This window comes from Algibacter marinivivus, assembly GCF_003143755.1.
GTDB classification, from domain to species: Bacteria; Bacteroidota; Bacteroidia; order Flavobacteriales; family Flavobacteriaceae; genus Algibacter_B; species Algibacter_B marinivivus.
On record NZ_QFRI01000001.1, the window covers coordinates 827,167 to 848,186 of the forward strand.

General features: G+C 32.5%; 14 protein-coding genes. 7 read left to right on the forward strand and 7 right to left on the reverse strand.

Annotated features, from left to right (window positions below):
* Nucleotides 1-48: 48 nt before the first annotated feature.
* The 6 genes from DIS18_RS03965 to panC form a co-directional block, all read right to left on the reverse strand.
* Complete coding sequence (locus tag DIS18_RS03965; RefSeq protein WP_109351724.1) at nt 49-3,969, reverse strand: LamG-like jellyroll fold domain-containing protein; 3,921 nt, start codon at nt 3,967-3,969, stop codon at nt 49-51.
* Between the two features lie 354 nt (nt 3,970-4,323).
* A complete protein-coding gene (gene radA, locus DIS18_RS03970; protein ID WP_109351725.1) occupies nt 4,324-5,682 on the reverse strand; it encodes a DNA repair protein RadA in 1,359 nt (452 codons plus the stop codon).
* Between the two features lie 2 nt (nt 5,683-5,684).
* Nucleotides 5,685-6,836: an alpha/beta hydrolase gene (locus DIS18_RS03975; protein ID WP_109351726.1), complete on the reverse strand. Its 1,152-nt coding sequence runs from the start codon at nt 6,834-6,836 to the stop codon at nt 5,685-5,687.
* Nucleotides 6,837-6,922: 86 nt separating this feature from the next.
* On the reverse strand, nt 6,923-7,891 hold the full coding sequence (locus DIS18_RS03980; protein ID WP_109351727.1) for a lysylphosphatidylglycerol synthase transmembrane domain-containing protein: 969 nt from the start codon (nt 7,889-7,891) through the stop codon (nt 6,923-6,925).
* A 4-nt stretch (nt 7,892-7,895) separates the two neighbouring features.
* A complete protein-coding gene (gene panD / locus DIS18_RS03985; protein WP_109351728.1) occupies nt 7,896-8,246 on the reverse strand; it encodes an aspartate 1-decarboxylase in 351 nt (116 codons plus the stop codon).
* 13 nt (nt 8,247-8,259) lie between these two features.
* Complete coding sequence (gene panC / locus DIS18_RS03990) at nt 8,260-9,111, reverse strand: pantoate--beta-alanine ligase (protein WP_109351729.1); 852 nt, start codon at nt 9,109-9,111, stop codon at nt 8,260-8,262.
* A gap of 202 nt (nt 9,112-9,313) precedes the next feature.
* Between panC and DIS18_RS03995 the strand changes: the two genes are divergently transcribed.
* The 7 genes from DIS18_RS03995 (at nt 9,314) to DIS18_RS04025 (ending at nt 20,447) form a co-directional block, all read left to right on the forward strand.
* Nucleotides 9,314-10,123, forward strand: coding sequence for a glycogen/starch synthase (locus tag DIS18_RS03995; protein ID WP_109351730.1), 810 nt, complete (start codon nt 9,314-9,316; stop codon nt 10,121-10,123).
* A 25-nt stretch (nt 10,124-10,148) separates the two neighbouring features.
* Entirely contained in the window at nt 10,149-11,852 is a 1,704-nt protein-coding gene (gene bamH / locus DIS18_RS04000) for a BamH family beta-barrel-assembly machinery protein (protein ID WP_109351731.1), read from the forward strand.
* 139 nt (nt 11,853-11,991) lie between these two features.
* The gene (gene glmS, locus DIS18_RS04005) at nt 11,992-13,845 is read left to right on the forward strand and encodes a glutamine--fructose-6-phosphate transaminase (isomerizing) (protein ID WP_109351732.1); all 1,854 of its coding nucleotides are present in this window, start codon (nt 11,992-11,994) and stop codon (nt 13,843-13,845) included.
* Between the two features lie 217 nt (nt 13,846-14,062).
* Nucleotides 14,063-16,846, forward strand: coding sequence for a TonB-dependent receptor (locus DIS18_RS04010; RefSeq protein WP_109351733.1), 2,784 nt, complete (start codon nt 14,063-14,065; stop codon nt 16,844-16,846).
* 5 nt (nt 16,847-16,851) lie between these two features.
* On the forward strand, nt 16,852-18,429 hold the full coding sequence (locus tag DIS18_RS04015; RefSeq protein WP_245925569.1) for a G-D-S-L family lipolytic protein: 1,578 nt from the start codon (nt 16,852-16,854) through the stop codon (nt 18,427-18,429).
* Between the two features lie 166 nt (nt 18,430-18,595).
* Nucleotides 18,596-20,104 carry a F0F1 ATP synthase subunit beta gene (atpD, locus tag DIS18_RS04020; RefSeq protein WP_109351734.1) on the forward strand — a complete coding sequence of 503 codons (1,509 nt, stop codon included), beginning with the start codon at nt 18,596-18,598 and terminating at the stop codon, nt 20,102-20,104.
* Between the two features lie 64 nt (nt 20,105-20,168).
* Nucleotides 20,169-20,447 (forward strand): F0F1 ATP synthase subunit delta/epsilon, encoded by a 279-nt coding sequence (locus DIS18_RS04025; protein WP_109351735.1) that lies wholly within the window; start codon nt 20,169-20,171, stop codon nt 20,445-20,447.
* 55 nt (nt 20,448-20,502) lie between these two features.
* Here the strand turns inward: DIS18_RS04025 and DIS18_RS04030 are convergent, their stop codons facing one another.
* Entirely contained in the window at nt 20,503-20,952 is a 450-nt protein-coding gene (locus DIS18_RS04030; protein WP_109351736.1) for a YybH family protein, read from the reverse strand.
* Nucleotides 20,953-21,020: the final 68 nt, after the last annotated feature.

A 21,020-nucleotide genomic window follows, 5' to 3' on the forward strand; every position in this document is an offset into this window, starting at 1 on the left:
GACTACTTAAAAAAGTAGTCTTTTAAAATTTAATTATTTGACATTATTTTAATTTACAATAATTTTTTTAGTAAGCACTTCATTTGTTTCTGTTCTCATACATACTACATAAGCTCCAGATGATACATTGCTGAATTGAATTCCATTCTCTAATTGCGCTCTAGATACATCTGTTAGTTCTATTACTGCCTGCCCACGCATATTTATTAACGATAACTTACCAACATCGCTGCTTAACTTTTTAGCAAATAATGTGTTGGTTGTGTTCTGATAACGAACATAATTTTCACTCACTAATGATTCTTCTGTACTTAAACTTGCTTGCTCTCCTTGGAATACAATCTCAAACCTATCATTGAATATCCCTTGATATGATGTGAAACTATAAGTAGCTTCATTCCTCAAATCAAAATACGTTCCAGTTACATTATCTTTTATGTAAATCTCCTGGTCTGATTCTATGTTGCCTAACTCAGTAATTCTTATTTCAAAACTATTATCACCTGATGATCTGAAGTTTAATGGTACCGTTTTGTCTTCTGTAATCTCAGAATAGGCCTGCATATTCATATTCTGTCCTTCTAACTCTAAATTCAAATCATTATTACTAACCTCTGTGTTTTTGGCATCATAACCATAATCAAAAGCATCTGTTGTATAATCACTAAAGCCTAATAAAAGTTCTCTTGTGGTTTCTGGCCCTGAGGTAGAGTTGAATTCTATACGGATTCTTTGCATACTATCTTCAGACACATCTGTCTTAGAACTGGTATTTGAGGTTTTGCCCTTTGATGTACTTCTTCTTGAAAAGGTAGAACCATTGTTATATGTACCATCTGCGTCTGCTTCTTTTATAAAAATACGTTGGCTGTTGTTAAACTCTACTTGTCCTGTAGCTACTATTTCTGCAATAAATCCTTGCCCTACTGGAAGGTATCTGGTTGGTACAATGGTACCATCTTGATTGCCATTATGGTCTCCATAAAAACTAACAAATTGATAGGCTCTTGTTGATCCTAATTTGTTTACTTGGGCATAACCACCATGGTATTCGTTAAGATTATGTGAGGTTCCGCCCCATTGTTGCCATAGTTGTAAAGTACCATCTATAACACCTACATTATCATCTATAAATTTATGCACGTCTAGTGCTGATGCATAAGGATTACCTAATAAATATTCTGTTTTTGATACATTGGCCACTGATCCTGGTCCGCCAACATCTTCTACGTCTAATAAAATAGTCCCATTGTTTGGTTTGCCTTCAAAGATGTATTCTCCAGTTGCTCCATTTCCTTTTTGTGTATATCCAACCCCTGAACTTAATCCTGTTGACGTTGATATTTGCGCCCAATCCCAATAGGTCTTACCATTTATAAACGTATATAACCAATACGTGCTTATGTTTCCACTTCCTGTATAGCCTGAGGTAAACAAACAATCAGATCCAGATTCATCTTTTAGCATGTTTAATCTAAAATCGGTATTGTTAGTATTATTAGTTGTAGCATTATTATCTGTTAAACTTGTAGCTGATAAAGCGCCTACTGGAGATGACCAATAGTTATACCAATATGGGCTTGATGTCCCTTCTTGTCGCCTTAATATCTTACCTGTTGAAGAGGTTACTAAATCACTCGTTGTGGTTTGAATTAACTGGGAATCATCTTCTAAATCTAATGTCCCGTTAAGCTCTAAATACCAATCATTCTCAACCACACTGTCACTATGAACGGTTAGTTTTGAACTTGAGTCTATTATTAATCCTGAGGCTTTTATTTCATGACAGGCTAAAACTTCGCTTGATATTTTTATTATGTTCCAATCTTTATTACTTGAGGTCTGGTTAATATCCCAAACATCTCCATGTAACCAAACACTTTCACTTGTCCAATTACCATTACTTGAACTCTCATACGGCATTGGTGCTGTTTGCTCTTGAATTGTTGTTATGTTGTGCAAGTATCCTGTATGTCCATTCCCTGAATAATCTGTAGTTCGGCCTGTTTGAATATCTGTCATCGGATAGTAAGCCTTTAAACTTGACCATGGTAATATTGAAGAGGTAGTATTATCTATTATTGGCTTTGGGACTACTGAACCTATAACGTTACCTGAGTCAGATGTCACCTCTTGATATATGATTTTTTGAAGCTGATTTTGTGTTAAAGGTGTATTAAATACACGTACTTCATCTATATTACCTTTAAATAGTTTTAAATGATCTAATCCTCTGGCACCTATGGTAAACTTATTAGTTGAAGTATAAATGGAAGACGACAAAGATGCATTATTACTTGTAGCTGTTAGCACACCATTAATGTAAGCCTTAAGTTTTGATGTTGATAATGAATTATCAAATACTATAGCTACATGCGTCCAAAGATCTTTTTCTATAGATGGCATTGTTACTAATACATTATTAACTCTTGCCCATATTTGTCTTGAACTATGCGCTTCTATACTTAAATCTCCAAAACTCAGTATCTCTGATGAGGTTGTAAAATTCTCATCTAACTTTATCCAAGCCATAAGTGTGGCTTGATTGTAGCCTGTTAAATCTAAATCACTCTCTATATAATCATCAATACCATCAAAATCTATGGTTGCAGATGCTGGTGGGTTAACATTGAATATATCTCGGTAATCTAAATCTCCTCCTGTTGCCAAATCGCCATCACCATCTGGTAAAATACTTAAATCTGTAGGATCGTCAATATCTTCGTTTACATCTAAATTAGCATCATTAATCCCATTCGTTTCAAAAGCATTATCTAAACCATCATTATCAGAATCAGTACCTATAAGTGAATTAGCCATCCCATTCTCTTGTATATCTAGAATACCATCATTATCACTATCTGTATCTAAATAATCAGGTGTCCCATCACCATCTGTATCTTCAGGAGTCATTCCTGTTCCATAATTATCCCACAACCCTGCATAAGGACCAGATGCATTAACTGTTCCACTTGGCGCTATATAACCTGACGTAGTTTGAATTTCTATATTATTAGGAATTCCATCATTATCTGAATCAATATCTATTGGGGGAACACATGCTAAACTATATGCAAAAGTGTCTAAACCATGCGGCTCATGAGTACTAATAATTAATTGCCCAGAAACAACTATGTGCCTAATTGAAACTTTACTCATTCCAGAATTCGATGTAATACCAAAAGTATTTTCAATATTTTGTCCAGCTATTACAGATGTTTTTAAAACCCCATCAGCATCATATAAATTTATTGCTCCAACTGCATCATCTCCTATAAAATTATCATTAAAATAACCTACTAAATTACCATCAACATAAATCTCATAACTATTAACAGTTCCATTACCTGTAGTATCGAAAATATCAATCATATCAAAACTAAAAGAACGAACTGGTGTTGTGAAATTAATATTTACAGTGTAGTAATCCCCCGCTTGGGCTCCAGTTTCTGGGTAAACATAAACACCTTGACCAGAATTACCTGAAATAAACCCTCCAGAGGTTGTTGTCCTCAAAACTGCTATTCTAGGAGAAGTGGTTCTACGATAGTAATTAGACTCAAAGTCTATTGTACCATTTGCAAATGTTCCAACACTTGTATTAGCACTTCCTGCTGTCCATGAACTACCTGGAAAACTATAATCACTTGAACCGTTTAAAACAGTTAAAGCCTCTCCTTTTGAATAGACCTCTTGTTGAAAGCCAGATTCTTGATACCCTAAACCATTAGTATTATTACCAATAGTAAAAATATTTAAACCATTTTTAGACCAAGTTACTGCATCTCCTTTTGGTGATGAAGCTCCAGATAAAGGAGAACAAGTTGCAGTATCAATAATACCATCATTATTATTATCTACATCAAAAGCATCTAACACTCCATCATTATCTACGTCTTGCCCTTTTACAATTTGAGGAAGAAATAATAATCCTATAAGTAGAGTTATTAATTGTAATTTTATTTTCATAATTAATAGATTTGGGTAAACCTTAATTAGTTAATTGTCAGAAAATTAATAGTTTAAAAACTTAACTCTAAAAAATTATACATATAATTAACGTAGCTAAATGATACCCAAATTTTTGATACATTTAACCTGATTCAATTTATATGCCAAAACTATACTGAAACTATACTTGAGGGAAGAATACTTCGATTTTTAGAATCTAACTCTTAAGACTCCTAATAAATTAATAGACAATAATACTACAAATAATCGATAAAAACCAATAAATATCAGTTTAAGTGATTTATTTTTTCGACGAAATACATTTTTAATGAAATGAAAAGATTATATATTTTCAATAAAAAAAAGCAAATTTTAAACAACAAAACCTACCAAATCTTCAATTTTAGAAATCAATTGAATTTTAATAACAGTATTTTTAAGTGAAATTTTATTGTATTTAGATACAAAAATGGTTGAAAATCCAAGCTTTTCTGCTTCTAAAATTCGTTGCTCTACGCGTTGAACCGGACGTATCTCACCAGATAAGCCAACCTCAGCTGCAAAGCAAAAATCTTTTTGAAGCGCTACATCTTCATTAGATGACAAGATAGAAGCTACTACAGCTAAATCTATTGCAGGATCATCAACCGTAATACCACCTGTGATATTTAGAAATACATCTTTGGCTCCTAGACGGAACCCAGCTCGTTTTTCTAAAACTGCCAAAAGCATATTTAAACGTTTGGCATTAAAACCTGTGGCGCTACGTTGTGGTGTGCCATATACAGCTGTACTTACTAAGGCTTGAACTTCAATCATAAGTGGACGCATACCCTCCAAAGTTGCAGCAATAGCATTTCCAGATAATTCTTCGTCTTTTTTAGAAATTAAAATTTCTGAAGGGTTAGAAACCTCTCTTAAACCAGAGCCTTGCATTTCATAAATGCCTAATTCATTGGTAGAACCAAAGCGGTTTTTATGTGCTCTTAAAATCCTAAATACATGGTTCCTGTCGCCTTCAAATTGTAAAACAGTATCTACCATGTGTTCTAAAATTTTAGGACCAGCAATGTTACCATCTTTAGTAATATGACCAATTAACAAAACAGGTGTGGCAGTTTCTTTAGCAAACTTTATTAGTTCAGTTGTACACTCTTTTATTTGGGAAATACTTCCAGAAGACGATTCAATATAATCACTATGTAGGGTTTGAATAGAATCTATTATAACAATATCAGGTTCTAAAGCTTCTATTTGTTTGAATATATTTTGCGTTTTAGTTTCTGTTAAAATATAGCAATTACTATTTTCAGGATTGATGCGTTCAGCACGCATTTTTATTTGTTTTTGACTTTCTTCACCAGAAACATATAACGTTTTGTACGGTAATTTTAATGAGATTTGAAGTAACAACGTACTTTTACCAATTCCGGGTTCTCCTCCTAATAATGTTAATGACCCTGGGACAATTCCACCACCTAATACACGATTAAACTCTGCATCAAAAGTATTTAATCTTGGCTCTTTTGAAGTATCAATTTCATTTATTCTTAATGGAATTGAGGCTTTTTTTACAGGCGATGTTGGAGATTTCCAATCGCTCTTTTCAGGTTTTTGAATAAGCTCTTCAACTATAGTATTCCATTCTTTACAAGCATTACATTGCCCTTGCCATTTAGCATATTGAGACCCGCAATTCTGACAAAAAAAAGTAGTTTTAACTTTAGCCATTTTTAATATCCAAAATCTTCTTTAATTAAATCTGCTTTTTCAAGCATTAAGTCTTTTGTAAGTCCCGCAATTTCTTCTAAAGTATAGGCAGATTGATAGGTGCGCATTGCTTTTTTAGGCTCTCCAGTTTCTTCATAAAAGCGGGCAATATAGTAAGTCCCTAAAAGCGTTTCAGGATATGCTTTTCTAGCCATTTTTCCTAATTCTTCATAATACTCGTATAATTCATTTTTTTCAATAGCTGCAGATATCGCTTTAAAATCATTAATTAAAACTTTCTTTTCTATACTAAACAAATCAGAAATAGCTTGATATTTTTCTTGAAGATAAAGCACTGGAGATATTTCCAGTTCTAATATTACATCTTTGTATTCCTTTTTTGAAATAGGCTGAAACACATTGAAAATATTTTCTAAAGCTTTAGGAATAGCATGAGTTGGCACTGAATAATGAGACGGTCCATTAAAACTGTCAAAATTATATACTAAGTTTTCATTTTCAATAGCATTAACATCAGTATTTAACGCTTCTGTCATTCGCTTTATTGATTTAGCATCACTATTTGTATTTGCTAAATAGTAAAATGTTTTAGATTCAATTTTAGTCATCACTTCAGGTAAATAATCTATCATTTGAGGTGCTAATTCTGGACTTATACTAATATATCCTTGAAATAATGACCTAGGCTTTAATAAATAATAGTTTATAAAGTTTGCTGTTTCACCATGTCCTATGGCCACTCTAAAATTACCTGCTCTGTATGTTTTTTCAATGTACGGCAATAACTCCATACCTATAAATTCAAAAAAAGCAGCACCAGTTTCAATAGGCAATGAGTTTTGTTCAGAATACATACAATCGTCAAATCGTTTATCAATTTGATTAATCCCAACAACAATAGACTCTGGCATGTCTTCCCAATAGGAGTAATAATCAACATTTCCTGCAACTGCTTCAAACAAATAGTCTCCATCTAAAACAACAAATACTGGGTAAGTTTTATCAACATCAGAATTATACCCTCTTGGTAATTGAATTTTTATTTGTCTTTCTTCTCCTAATTTTGAAGATTGAATTGTTTCGTATTTAACTTGAGCATTTGAAGTATTAAAAACTGCAAAAAGAAGCAATAAGAAAACTGCTGTTTTTTTCATCTTAGAATGATTTGAGATTTATAATGGCAAGGTAATAAATTGAACCAAGGATTGAAAGCAAAGATTTTTAAGCTGTAAACAACCTTTTAAACATTTTCTGAAGTTTTCTTTCTGTTATAAATAGGTAAATAAATTAAAGAAAGTCCTCCAAAAATAATAATCATAAGTGTTTGTGAAGCCCACATAATCCATCCGAAAGCAATACTAGGATCTTCAGGAATTCCAAAAATTGAGAATGCTGCATAAATAGCTAATGGGTAAGACCCAATGCCTCCATTTGTAGCTGCAATACTAAAGCTTGCCGAAATAAAACCAATTAAAACGGCTCCTATTGTAATACCATCTAATTCAGCAATAGAAAATGTTGTAACATAAAACATAAGCACATACATTCCCCAAATAAATAGGGTATGAAAAATATAAGCCCATTTCTTTTTCATTTTAAAAATACTAAGTGCACCCTCTATTAATCCATTTACAAATGTTCTTATTTTTAAGGCGATTTTAGATTTACTTTTCTTTATAAATATTAGAAAAAGCACTAATACAAATACACCACCAACCAGAACAATTATAATTTTCTTTGGATCGAATTTTTCAATTAAAAATTGATAAATAAAATCGAATTGAAGAAAAAGTGTAATGCCTATAATTCCAAACATTACTATTAAGTCCGCAATACGTTCTGCTACAATGGTTCCAAATGCTTTTTCAAAAGGAACGCCTTCATAATTAGTGAGAATAGAGGCTCTGGCAACTTCTCCGGCTCTAGGTATAGTATAGTTTATTAAATACGTAGCAAAAACAGCCATAACACTATTACCAAATTTTACGTTATAGCCCATTGGTTCTAGTTGATAACGCCAACGATAAGCTCTAGATAAATGACTTAAAAACCCTAAAAACATTCCTAATACAATCCATGTATAATCTGCATTTTTAGCGTATTCAAGTAACTCATCTATTGATACCTTTGATAGAGAATACCAAACCAAAAAAACTCCCAATAATAATGGGAGTGAAATTTTAAGTATATTTTTTAGCTTTTTATCCAAAAGTCTATTTTAGTAAGTTAGTAGCTTCATCTGGAAACACTAATGATGGTTTAAATACTTTAGCGTCTTCAATATCCATAAAAGCGTAGGTGATTAAAATTAGCGTATCGCCTACTGATACTCTTCTAGCTGCAGCACCATTAAGTGTTATTTCTCCACTTTTTCTAGGCCCTGGAATACAATAGGTTTCTAGACGTTCTCCATTATCGTTATTTACAATCTGAACTTTTTCACCTTGTATAATATTGGCAGCATCCATTAAGTCTTCGTCAATGGTTATACTTCCTATATAATTGAGTTCAGCACCAGTGCATTTAACTCTATGAATCTTAGATTTTACTACTTGAATTTGCATGAGGCAAAGATAATTAATTTAACGCGATATTATCAATAAGTCTAATATCATCTGCATATACTGCAATAAACGCTCTATATGTTTTTTTGTTTGATTTTCGTTTAACTGGTTTTAAGGTTTTTGTATCTGCAATAATGAAATATTCTAACTCTAATATATCATGCATTGCAAACTGTTTTTCAACCCATTCCGAAACTTTATTAGCACTTTTTGTGCCAAATTTCTCTTTGGCTGTTTTTAAAGTTTTATAAATAAAAGGTGCGGCTTTTTTATATTCTGGTTTTAGCCTTGTATTTCTAGAACTCATGGCTAATCCATTAGTTTCTCGATGAATTTTACAGCCAACTATTTTTACTGGAATATTATATTTATCGACCAATTTTTTGATAATGGCTAATTGTTGAAAATCTTTCTCTCCAAAATAAGCGTTGTGAGGCTTTACTATATCAAAAAAACGTTTCACGATAGTTCCTACACCATCAAAATGGCCATGTCTAAATTTACCCTCCATTTCAAACTCCAAACCATCAAAATCAAATTCTTGAGAAACCGTATTACCCTCATAAATATCATCTACCGTTGGCGCATAAACTAAGATATTTGTTTTACTAACAGTTTTTAATAACGTTACATCACTTTCAAGGGTTCTTGGGTATTTTTTTAAATCCTCATTGTTATCAAATTGTGTAGGGTTTACAAAAATACTAACCACAACTTTATCATTATCTTCTAAAGCTTTTTTAACCAATTGCAAATGCCCCTGGTGCAATGCACCCATAGTAGGTACCATACCAATAGTTTGCTCTTTTGCTTTTAAAGCTACAATAGCATGTATTATTTGTTGTTTTTCTGAATAAACTTCCACTATTTAATAAAAAATTAACGCTTGCAAACTTAAGATTTTACAATCAATTAGCATAAATTTTTGTACTTTTGCGTGTTTTTTATTTTGAATTTTCTAAAAAAAGAAGCCTACAAAAATTAGGTTCATGATAATTCTACTAATAAACAAATCAACAATTGCTATAATTTAAGTTGTATTATTTTAAGTCAACAAAATCAAAAATATGAAAGATAAGAGGATATTATACGTATCATCTGAGGTAGTTCCTTATTTGCCTGAAACTGAAATTTCTTCAGCTTCATTTGAAGCTCCAAGATTAGTTAACCAACAAGGTGGACAAATACGAATATTCATGCCTCGATACGGCAATATTAATGAGAGAAGACATCAGCTTCATGAAGTTATAAGGCTTTCTGGTATAAATTTAGTTGTTAACGACTTAGATATGCCACTAATTATTAAAGTAGCTTCGATACCGAAAGAACGTATTCAGGTTTATTTCATTGATAATGATGAGTATTTTAAAAGAAAGGCAACATTAACTGATGAAGATGGTAAATTATTTTCTGACAATGATGAACGTGCTATTTTCTTTGCAAAAGGTGTTATTGAAACTGTAAAAAAATTAAATTGGGCACCAGATATTATCCATGTTCATGGATGGTTAGCGTCATTATTACCTCTATACTTAAAAGAATACTATAAAGACGAACCTCTATTTAATGAAAGCAAAATAGTAACCTCAATATACAATCAAAGTTTTGAAGATACGTTAAACAAAGACATGATTAACAAAATTAAATTTGATAATATTGAAGATGATGCTATTAAAACACTTGAAGAACCATCTTACAACAATTTAATGAAGGTTGCAATTGATTATTCTGACGCATTAATTGTTGGGTCTGAGAATATTCCAGACGATTTAGATTCATATTTAAACGCATCAGATAAACCTATTTTAGAATTCAAAAGTAAAGATGAATTTGGAGAAGCTTACACTACTTTTTTTAACGAAACTGTTTTGAGCTAAACTATAAAATTCATTAAAATATTATATGAAAAATATATTTAAAGCCCTTAAATTATCTACTGTTTTTCTATTACTCTTATCATCCTTTATTGCTTGTGATAAAGATTTTAGCGTTGTAGAAAGTGATGTACTTGGTGAAGGAAATGCTAATTTTTCAACCAACATTGATACTATAAATGTTGTAGCTTACAATAAAAAATTAGACGCACTACAAATTAACAACTTATCTTCTAATTTACTTGGAGTTTTTAATGATCCCGAATATGGAAAAACTACTGCTAGTATTGTAACACAATTAACTCCATCAACTTTTGACGAAGACTTTGGAGTTAACCCTGTTATTGACTCTGTAGTTATAAATATTCCATACTTTAGTACTGTAACTGGAGTCGATACTAATAACAATAATGCATCTACATATTCTTTAGATTCCATTTATGGTAATGAAGACGCTTCTATTAAATTAACTATTTATAAAAACAATTACTTTTTAAGAGATTTTGATCCATCTGGAGATGCTAATAGTGCTCAAAATTATTTTTCTAAAGCTGAAGACAACCCAAATCCAACTCAAAATTTCGTCTTGAATGGTACTCAAACTATAAATTTCGATGACCATGTGGGTGATATAATATATGAAAATGATAATTTAAAGATTAATTCTGAACCTTTTGAACAATGGACTATAAGTGCTACAGATACTGTTAAAACATTTTTAGCTCCTGCAATGAGGATTATTTTTGATAGTCAGGTTATAGAAGACGCTGAAGAAATTTCTTTTTGGCAACAAACAATTATAGATAAAAATGGAGATGCTGTTTTAAGTAATGCTAATAATTTTAGAAATTATTTTAGAGGGCTCTATTTTAAAGCAGAATCTATAGGGAGTGATGGCAATATGGCATTAATGAATGTAGGCTCTACAAATTCAAATATTACTATCTATTACAAAAATGGAGAAGAAACCGCAAGAACTCAAGATATTTTTGTCTTAAATTTTAGCGGAAACAGGCTAAACACTTTTATTAACGAGTTTAACACTTCTTTAATGGATGGGGACAAAATGAATGGAGATGAAAATTTATACCTTAAGGGGTTAGAAGGCTCTATGGCTGTGGTTGACTTATTTGGTAATGAAGATTTCGACAACAACATGATCCCTGACGAATTAGATGATTTTCTGATGGATTACAGAAAAACTGACAGTGAGGGCGCTTTTATTAAAGATAACTCTGGAAGTTACGTCTTAAAAAGATTAATAAATGAAGCGCATTTAATCATTTATGAAGATGAAAGTAAGATATCTAATGATGATGAATACCACAAATACGATCGAATTTATGCTTATGATGTAAAAAATAATAGTACGACCATTGATTATCAAATAGACCCAACTGAAAGCAATGAAGCCGTCAACTCTAAAATATTCAGTCTTGGGCAAAGAGAAAATATCTCTACTAATCTTGGGTTATACAAAATACGTATTACAGAGTACTTAAATAATATTATACAAAATGATTCTACTAACTATCAATTAGGGTTAGTTTTATCTAATAATGTCAATTTTACAGCTAATTCTGAAATTTTAAATAGTGATGATGAATATGTAACTGCTGTTCCTTCAGCATCAATTATATCACCAAGAGGAACAATTTTAAGAGGTAGCAATACTAATAGTTCTAATAAATTAATATTGAAAGTGTTTTTTACTGAACCTAAAGAGAACTAAAAATTTGGATAAAATGTTTTATTCTTTTGAAAATGAACTTTATCGTATAAAACAACATGTTCATATAATAATTATCTATCATTAGAATTTATTTTTACATATTTGCTTGAAATTTAAATAACCCCAAAATTAAATAACTATGTGTGGAATTGTTGGATACATTGGACCTAGAGAAGCATACCCAATTATTATAGAAGGTCTTAAAAGACTTGAATATAGAGGGTATGATAGTGCAGGCATAGCGTTATTTGATGGTACAGATCTTAAAGTATCTAAAACTAAAGGTAAAGTAGCTGATCTTGAAGATCGCTCAGATAAAGAAATTTCTAAAACAGGAAACGTTGGTATTGGTCATACTCGTTGGGCAACTCATGGTGTTCCCAATGATGTAAACTCGCATCCTCATCTTTCTAACTCTGGTGATTTGGTTATAATTCATAATGGTATCATAGAAAATTATGAATCTCTTAAACAAGAACTTATCTCTAGAGGTTATACCTTTAAGTCTGATACTGATACTGAAGTTTTAATTAACTTAATTGAAGACGTCAAAAAAAAAGAAAACGTAAAATTAGGTAAAGCAGTTCAAATAGCATTAAACCAAGTTATTGGTGCATATGCAATTGCCGTTTTTGATAAAAACAAACCTGAAGAAGTTGTAGTTGCTCGTTTAGGTAGTCCATTAGCCATAGGTATTGGAGAAAATGAAGATGAATTCTTTATTGCTAGTGATGCTTCACCTTTTTTAGAATACACAAAAAACGCCGTATATCTGGAAGATGAGGAAATGGCTGTGATTCGTTTTCATAAAGGAATCAAAATTAGAAAAATACATGACGACTCTTTAGTTGATACTTATGTTCAAGAACTACAAATCAATTTAGAGCAAATTGAAAAAGGTGGTTACGACCATTTTATGCTTAAAGAAATTCATGAGCAACCTAAAGCAATTAAAGATACTTACAGAGGTAGATTAAGAAGAAATGATGCTATCATAAAAATGGCTGGTGTTGAGGATAACATGAAAAAGTTTCTTAATGCCAATCGTATAATAATAGTAGCATGTGGTACATCATGGCATGCAGGATTAGTAGCCGAATATATTTTTGAAGATTTAGCTAGAATCCCAGTTGAAGTAGAATATGCTTCAGAATTTAGGTATCGCAATCCAGTTATAAGAGAAGATGATGTTTTAATCGCTATTTCTCAATCTGGGGAAACAGCAGATACGCTTGCTGCAATTAAATTAGCTAAGTCAAAAGGCGCTTTTGTATTTGGAGTATGTAATGTAGTTGGTTCTTCTATTGCTAGAGAATCTGATGCTGGAGCTTACACTCATGCTGGACCAGAAATTGGTGTAGCCTCAACTAAAGCTTTCACAACTCAAATTACAGTACTTACATTAATAGCTTTAAGGTTAGCAAGAGCCAAAGGTACAATTAGTAGTTCTGATTTTCGTCAACACCTTTTGGAACTAGAAATGATTCCTAAAAAGGTTGAAAAAGCACTTGAATCTGATGAAAATATTAAAAAAATATCAGCTGTTTATAAAGATGTTAGCAATTTTCTATATTTAGGAAGAGGTTACAATTTCCCAGTAGCTCTTGAAGGCGCTCTTAAATTAAAAGAGATTTCATATATACATGCAGAAGGTTATCCTGCTGCAGAAATGAAACATGGTCCTATTGCTTTAATTGATGAAAACATGCCCATAGTTGTAATTGCAACCAAAAAAGGGCATTACGAAAAGGTTGTGAGTAATATTCAAGAAATAAAATCTAGAAAAGGTAAAATTATTGGAATTGTTACTGAAGGAGATGTTCAAGTTAAGCAGCTTGCTGATCATGTCATTGAAGTTCCTGAAACATTAGAATCTCTTTCTCCGCTTCTAACAACTATTCCATTACAACTACTATCCTATCATATAGCAGTAATGTTAGATAAAAACGTAGATCAACCTCGAAATCTAGCAAAATCTGTTACTGTAGAGTAGATATTCCACATATAAAACAATTCAAAATATCTATGTTTTTAAACCCAAAACATGGATATTCTTATTTTTAGCATCTTTTTTTTGCTACTTTTTTAATAAAATGAGATGTTTTTTGTTAAAATATACTATGCGTGCATAATTTTTTTTATTTTTATCCACTAGGATAGAATAAAAATTTTATACTATCTTGTTGTTAAACTAAAACTTATATTACTAAATGAAGACAATTCTCCCCTATTTAATGCTTTTGTTTTGTGGGTTATCTTTTTCACAAACAACAATTACAGGTTCAGTCGTCGATGATAATAGTCAGCCAATTCCTGGTGCAAACATTATTATTGTAGGAACATCAACAGGAACTGTAACAGATTTTGATGGTAATTTTTCGTTAACCACAAATTTAAATCCACCTTTTACACTACAAGCAAGTAGCATTGGGTTTGAAACTGTTACTGAAGAAGCAACCTCTAACAATCAAAAAATTAATTTTGTTTTAACAGAAGGTACTTCTCTAGATGAAGTAGTAATTTCTGCGTCAAGAACACCAGAGCGAATTTTTGAATCACCAGTTACAGTTGAGCGTTTTGGGCTTAAAGAAATAAAGAATACAGCTTCTGCTGATTTCTATGATGGCTTAGAAAACTTAAAAGGTGTAGATGTCAATACTAATAGTTTAACTTTTAAATCTGTTAACACAAGAGGTTTTGCCACATTTGCTAATAACAGATTCATGCAATTAGTAGATGGAATGGATAATTCTACTCCCGCATTAAACTTTCCTATTGGAAATTTAGTTGGTATGACAGAAACCGATGTTTTAAGTGTTGAGTTACTACCGGGTGCATCATCTGCATTATATGGAGCAAATGCCTTTAATGGTATTTTGTTTATGCGTAGTAAAAACCCTTTTGATCATCAAGGTATAAGCGCCTCACTTAAAGGAGGAGTTACTTCTCAAGAGGCTGCTGGTGATAATCAATACGTAGATTATAGTATTAGAGTTGCTCATAAATTTAGCGATAAGTTTGCTGTTAAAGTTAATTTCGGTTATTTAAAAGGAACCGATTGGGCTGCAAATAGTGTAGTTGATAAAACAAATATTGGTGGTACTCGTGCAAACATAGACTATGATGGTCTTAACGTTTATGGGGATGAAGTTATTTCAAATCTTAAAGCGGTAAAAGAAAGTCCAGACTTTTTAGCACAACTACCAAACCCAGCACTTGCTAATTTAGTTCCTGATGTTGAAGTCACCAGAACAGGATATGATGAAGGAGATTTAACCGATTATAATGCTAGAAGTATTAAATCTGATTGGGGCTTATATTTCAGACCATGGGAGAATGATTTTGAAATATCTTACGTTGGAAAAGTAGGTACTGGTTCTACTATCTATCAAGGTACAAACAGATATAATATTGATAACTTCTTCCAACAGCAACACAAATTAGAAATAAGAAATGATAATTTCTTTTTAAGAGGATACGTAGTTGCTGATAAAGCAGGAGACTCTTATGATATGGTTTTTACAGGAATAAATATTTTGAACGATTGGAAAGACCATAATACATGGTTTGGTGAATATACTGGTGCTTATATAGCTGCAACACTTGGTGGAGCAACAGACGCACAAGCGCATGCAGCAGGTAGAGCTACTGCAGAGACTGGGCGTTATGAACCAGGGTCACCAGGGTTTGTAGCCGCTTTTAATAAAAGTATAAATGATCCTGATTTAACAACAGGCTCAAAATTTCAAGATGCATCTAAATATTACCATTCTGATGCGAATTATAATTTTAGCCATTTAATTGATTTTGCAGATATTCAAGTTGGTGGATCTTATAGAAAGTATAGTTTAAATTCTTCAGGAACCATTTATACGGATTTAGACGGTACTATTGATTATTCAGAGTTTGGTATTTATACTCAGATTCAAAAAAGCTTAGAGTTAAACGAATCTTTAGAATTAAAACTTACGGGGTCTATTCGTTATGATAAATCTGAATTTTTTGACGGATTTCTTTCTCCTAGAATTTCTGCAGGTTTAACTGTAAATAGAAACCATAATATTAGGGCGTCAGTACAAACTGGGTTTAGAAACCCAACAACTCAAGATTTGTTTATTGGTTTAGATGCTGGTAGAGCTGTTTTAGTTGGTGCTGCACCAGATAATTTAGACAGATGGTCTAGAACTCATGATATAAGTCCTGCCGGCCAATTATTAGGACAGCCTGCAACTATATCACAAACTGGAGCAGCAGCATATAATAATTCTTACACAGCAAGTTCTGCACTAGAATTAGCCGCTACAGGTAACCCTGCTGTATTGGAAGTGTCTAACCCTAGCCTTGTAAAACCAGAGCAAGTATCATCTGCCGAGGTTGGCTATAGAGGCAAGTTTAGTAAGGTTATTGTAGATTTAAGCGTCTATTATAATAGTTACAAAGATTTTATTTCTCAAGAAGTTGTTGTTTCTCCTTTATATGGAACAGCTGGAGATGGCGGATTATCCGTTCTTGCATTAGCAAATGGAGATTCTCAAGCATTTAGCACCTATACAAATGCCGAAGCAGATGTTAATTCATATGGTGCTTCTATTGGCATATCTACTAAAGTTCTTGGAGACTTTGATTTAGGTGGTAGTTATACTTATGCAAAACTTGATTTTGATAGAGTTAAGTTTCCTGATTTTACAACAAACTTTAATACTCCAGAGCACAAATTTAAAGCCTCGTTTGGAAATACTGAAGTCTTTAAAAACTTTGGTTTTAATATCAATTATAGATTTAGTGATGATTATTATTGGGAAGCTACTTTTGGTAATGGTATTGTACCAGAATTCCATGTACTGGATGCTCAAATTAACTTAAGAGTCCCTAGTTTTAAATCTACTTTCAAAGTTGGTGCAACAAATCTTTTAGGAGACGAGTACTTTACAGCTTATGGTACAGGAAACATAGGTTCTATGTATTATGCATCATGGACAATTAACAACTTATAATAATTATGAAAAAGAATAATATTATGAACACAAAATATATATGGCTGTTATTAATTTTAATAAGCTTTTCTGCTTGTAATGAACCTGAAGACGTTTTAGTAGATAACAATGTTTTACCTGAAGAAGAATTACCAGCTTTAGTAGCTGGTTCAGCAGATTTTTCAAACTATGTAGCTATTGGGGCATCATATACTGCTGGAATGACAGATGGGGCAACATTTAAAGCTGGTCAAGAAAATTCTTTTCCCAAAATGTTATCCATGGAATTTGCTAAAGTTGGAGGAGGAGATTTTGTTCAACCTTTAGTAAATGATAATTTTGGAGGTTTGGCTATAGGTGGGAATAGAGTAGCTCCTCCTAGATTGGTTTTTGGAGGTGCTGGACCAGTTCCTCTAGAATCAGTTATCGGACCTGTTACAGTTACAACTGATATTACTGTGAATAATCCAACAGGGCCATTTAATAATCTAGGTCTTATGGGAAGCCCAAAAAGTTTTCATTTTATAGCTCCTGGATATGGAAATATTGCTAATCTTCCTATGGCAAACCCTTATGCCATTAGACTAACAGGAAATACTCCTAATGCATCGCTTATTGATTTGGCCGTTAACCAAAATCCAACCTTTTTTACATTAACATTTTTCTCTGGCAATGATGCTTTAAGTTATGCAACCTCTGGTGGTGATGGATCGGAACCTTTAACAGATCAAGCAACTTTCGATTTTGCTTTCAATACTGCTATACAACAATTAACTGCTAATGGTGCCAAAGGCATTGTTACAAATATGGCTTTCCCTGAAGATTTACCATACTTTACAACTGTACCAAATAATGCATTGGTATTAGACGCAGCAACAGCGGGTCAATTAACTGGTTTTTTTCAAGCAGTTGCGGGAATATTTACTCAAGTATTAATCGCTCAAATGGTGCCTCCAGCTCAAGCCCAAGCTATAGCCTCTCAATACGCTATTACGTTTAATGAAGGACCAAACAGATGGATAATTGATGTGCCTGTTACTCTTGAAAACCCACTTGGTTTTAGACAGATGACAGAAGATGAAAGATTAGTACTTACAATAGATCAAGGTGCGTTAGCACAAGGTTATGGTTCTGTAGCTTTATCTAATGATGTACTTCAAGTACTTGGTTTATTGCAAGCCGGTGGCACACCTACTCCAGAACAAGGTGCTTTAGTTATTGGAGCGGTTAACGGAATAGATGATTCTGATGTTTTAGATAGTGATGAGATTGAAGCCTTGACAAACGCAATTATTGGATATAATAATACTGTCGAAGATTTCGCTGCTTCAAACGAAAATGTAGCATTGTTAGATTTAAAATCAATCTTTGCAGATGCCATTGCTAATGGTATTTCTTTTGGTGATTTTACTATGACAGCAAACCTTGTAACTGGAGGTTTTTTTAGTTTAGATGGAATTCATCCAACTGCTCGTGGATATTCATATTTAGCTTTCAAATATTTAGAGACTATTGATACTCATTTTGGATCAAACTTTGTAGCCTCAGGCAACATTCCAAATCCAGGTAATTTCCCAACAAATTATAGTCCATTACTGCAATAAACAAAGTATAATATAATATTTTAAAACACCTTCGTTGCGAAGGTGTTTTTTTATTCTAAAAAACCTTAAAAACAACTTTCATTTTAAATTAAAAAATATATCTTTGCACGCGAAAACTTGAAGTGTTTTCATAGAATTAAAACGCATAATATTAAACACATAAGTAATGTCTAAAGTTACAGGTAAAGTTGCACAAATAGTTGGACCAGTTATCGATGTTGAATTCGCTTCTGGATCAGAACTGCCAAAAATTTACGATTCATTAGAAATTAACAGACCAGATGGTTCTATTTTAGTACTAGAAGTACAATCTCATATTGGAGAAGATACTGTACGTACTATTGCGATGGATTCTTCAGATGGTTTAAGTAGAGGAACTGAAGTTTCTGCAACTGGTGCTCCTATTCAAATGCCAATTGGGGACGATGTTTACGGACGTTTATTCAATGTAATTGGAGATGCTATTGATGGTCTTGGAGATTTACCTAAAGCAGGTGAAGCTGGATTACCAATTCACCGTCAAGCTCCTAAATTTGAAGACTTATCAACTTCTACAGAAGTTTTATTTACTGGTATTAAAGTAATCGATTTAATTGAGCCTTATGCAAAAGGTGGTAAAATTGGTTTATTTGGTGGTGCTGGTGTAGGTAAAACAGTATTAATTCAGGAGTTGATTAATAATATAGCAAAAGGTCACGGTGGTTTATCAGTATTCGCTGGTGTAGGTGAAAGAACTCGTGAAGGAAATGACCTTTTAAGAGAGATGTTAGAATCTGGAATTATCCGTTACGGAGATGATTTTATGCATTCTATGGAAGATGGTGGATGGGATTTATCTAAAGTTGATAAATCTAAAATGAAAGAATCGAAAGCAACGTTTGTATTCGGACAAATGAATGAGCCTCCTGGAGCACGTGCGCGTGTTGCATTATCTGGTTTAACAATTGCTGAATATTTCCGTGATGGTGCTGGAGAAGGACAAGGAAAAGATGTACTTTTCTTCGTAGATAACATTTTCCGTTTTACACAAGCTGGATCTGAGGTATCTGCATTACTTGGTCGTATGCCTTCTGCGGTAGGTTACCAACCAACATTAGCAACAGAGATGGGTGCAATGCAAGAGCGTATTACTTCAACTAAAAGAGGTTCTATTACATCTGTACAAGCGGTTTACGTACCTGCGGATGATTTAACGGATCCTGCTCCTGCAACAACCTTTGCTCACTTAGATGCAACAACAGTACTTTCTAGAAAAATTGCTGAGCTAGGTATTTATCCTGCAGTAGACCCATTAGATTCTACTTCAAGAATTTTAACTGCTGATATTTTAGGTGCTGAGCATTATGACTGTGCACAACGTGTAAAAGAGTTATTACAGCGTTACAAAGAATTACAAGATATTATTGCCATTCTTGGAATGGAAGAATTATCTGAGGAAGATAAAATGGCTGTAGGTAGAGCTAGACGTGTACAACGTTTCTTATCTCAACCTTTCCACGTAGCTGAACAGTTTACAGGTATCCCAGGAGTTTTAGTAGATATTAAAGAAACTATCAAAGGATTTAACATGATTATGGATGGTGAATTAGATCACTTACCTGAAGCAGCGTTTAACCTTAAAGGTACTATTGAAGAAGCTGTTGAAGCTGGAGAGAAAATGTTAGCTGAAGCTTAAAAATAAGTCGCAGTTTTAAGTCACAGTTTTAAGTGACTAAAACTTCAAACTAAAGATAAGATATATGTATTTAGAAATTGTATCACCTGAAGCAACTTTATTTAGTGGAGAAGTAACTAGCGTTTCTGTTCCTGGTGTAAATGGTGAATTTCAAATGTTGAATAATCACGCACCTGTTGTATCTATTTTAAAAGAAGGAACTGTAAAAATTGCAGGTAATATTGAATTGAATGAAGATGTTCAAGATAAATTTTCTAAAGGTAATGCTGGTGAAACTTTATTAAAAATAAATTCAGGAACCTTAGAAATGAAAGATAATAAGGTTATTGTTTTAGCAGACTAATAAAAATATTATTATATAAATATAAAAAACGCGAAGCTTTATGCTTCGCGTTTTTTTATTCTACGCCATTCCATATATCCAAGTACATTTTCCAATCTCCATCTACTTTTTTCCAAACAATAACGTACTTTCCTTTCCAAGAAGATTCTTCGCCTTTAGCATTTCTAGTTTTGCCTTCATAGTATCCATAATCATATGCCATATCGTTTATAACTTCTATTTCTTCTTGAAAAATTTTATGATGCGTTATACTTAATCCTTTTGGAAGTGTCCAATAACTAACTATATCATCTCCTTCCAGTATTTCAGATTTATTAGGAAAAATCTTAGCATCTTTTGTGTATGATTCACCTATCATTTTATAATCTGAAGCCATAACGTATTCTGAAAACTTATCTGTATTGTTTAATATTATATCAATCTCATTCTTGTCTCCAATGAAGTTTTGGCTTTGTAATTGAAATGAAGTAAAACCTACTAGAAAAAACACTATTAGCGCTCGCATAAATTATCGATTTTAATTAGACTTCTTAAAGCTATAAAAATTGAGTTTACTACCGATGATTTGTTAGT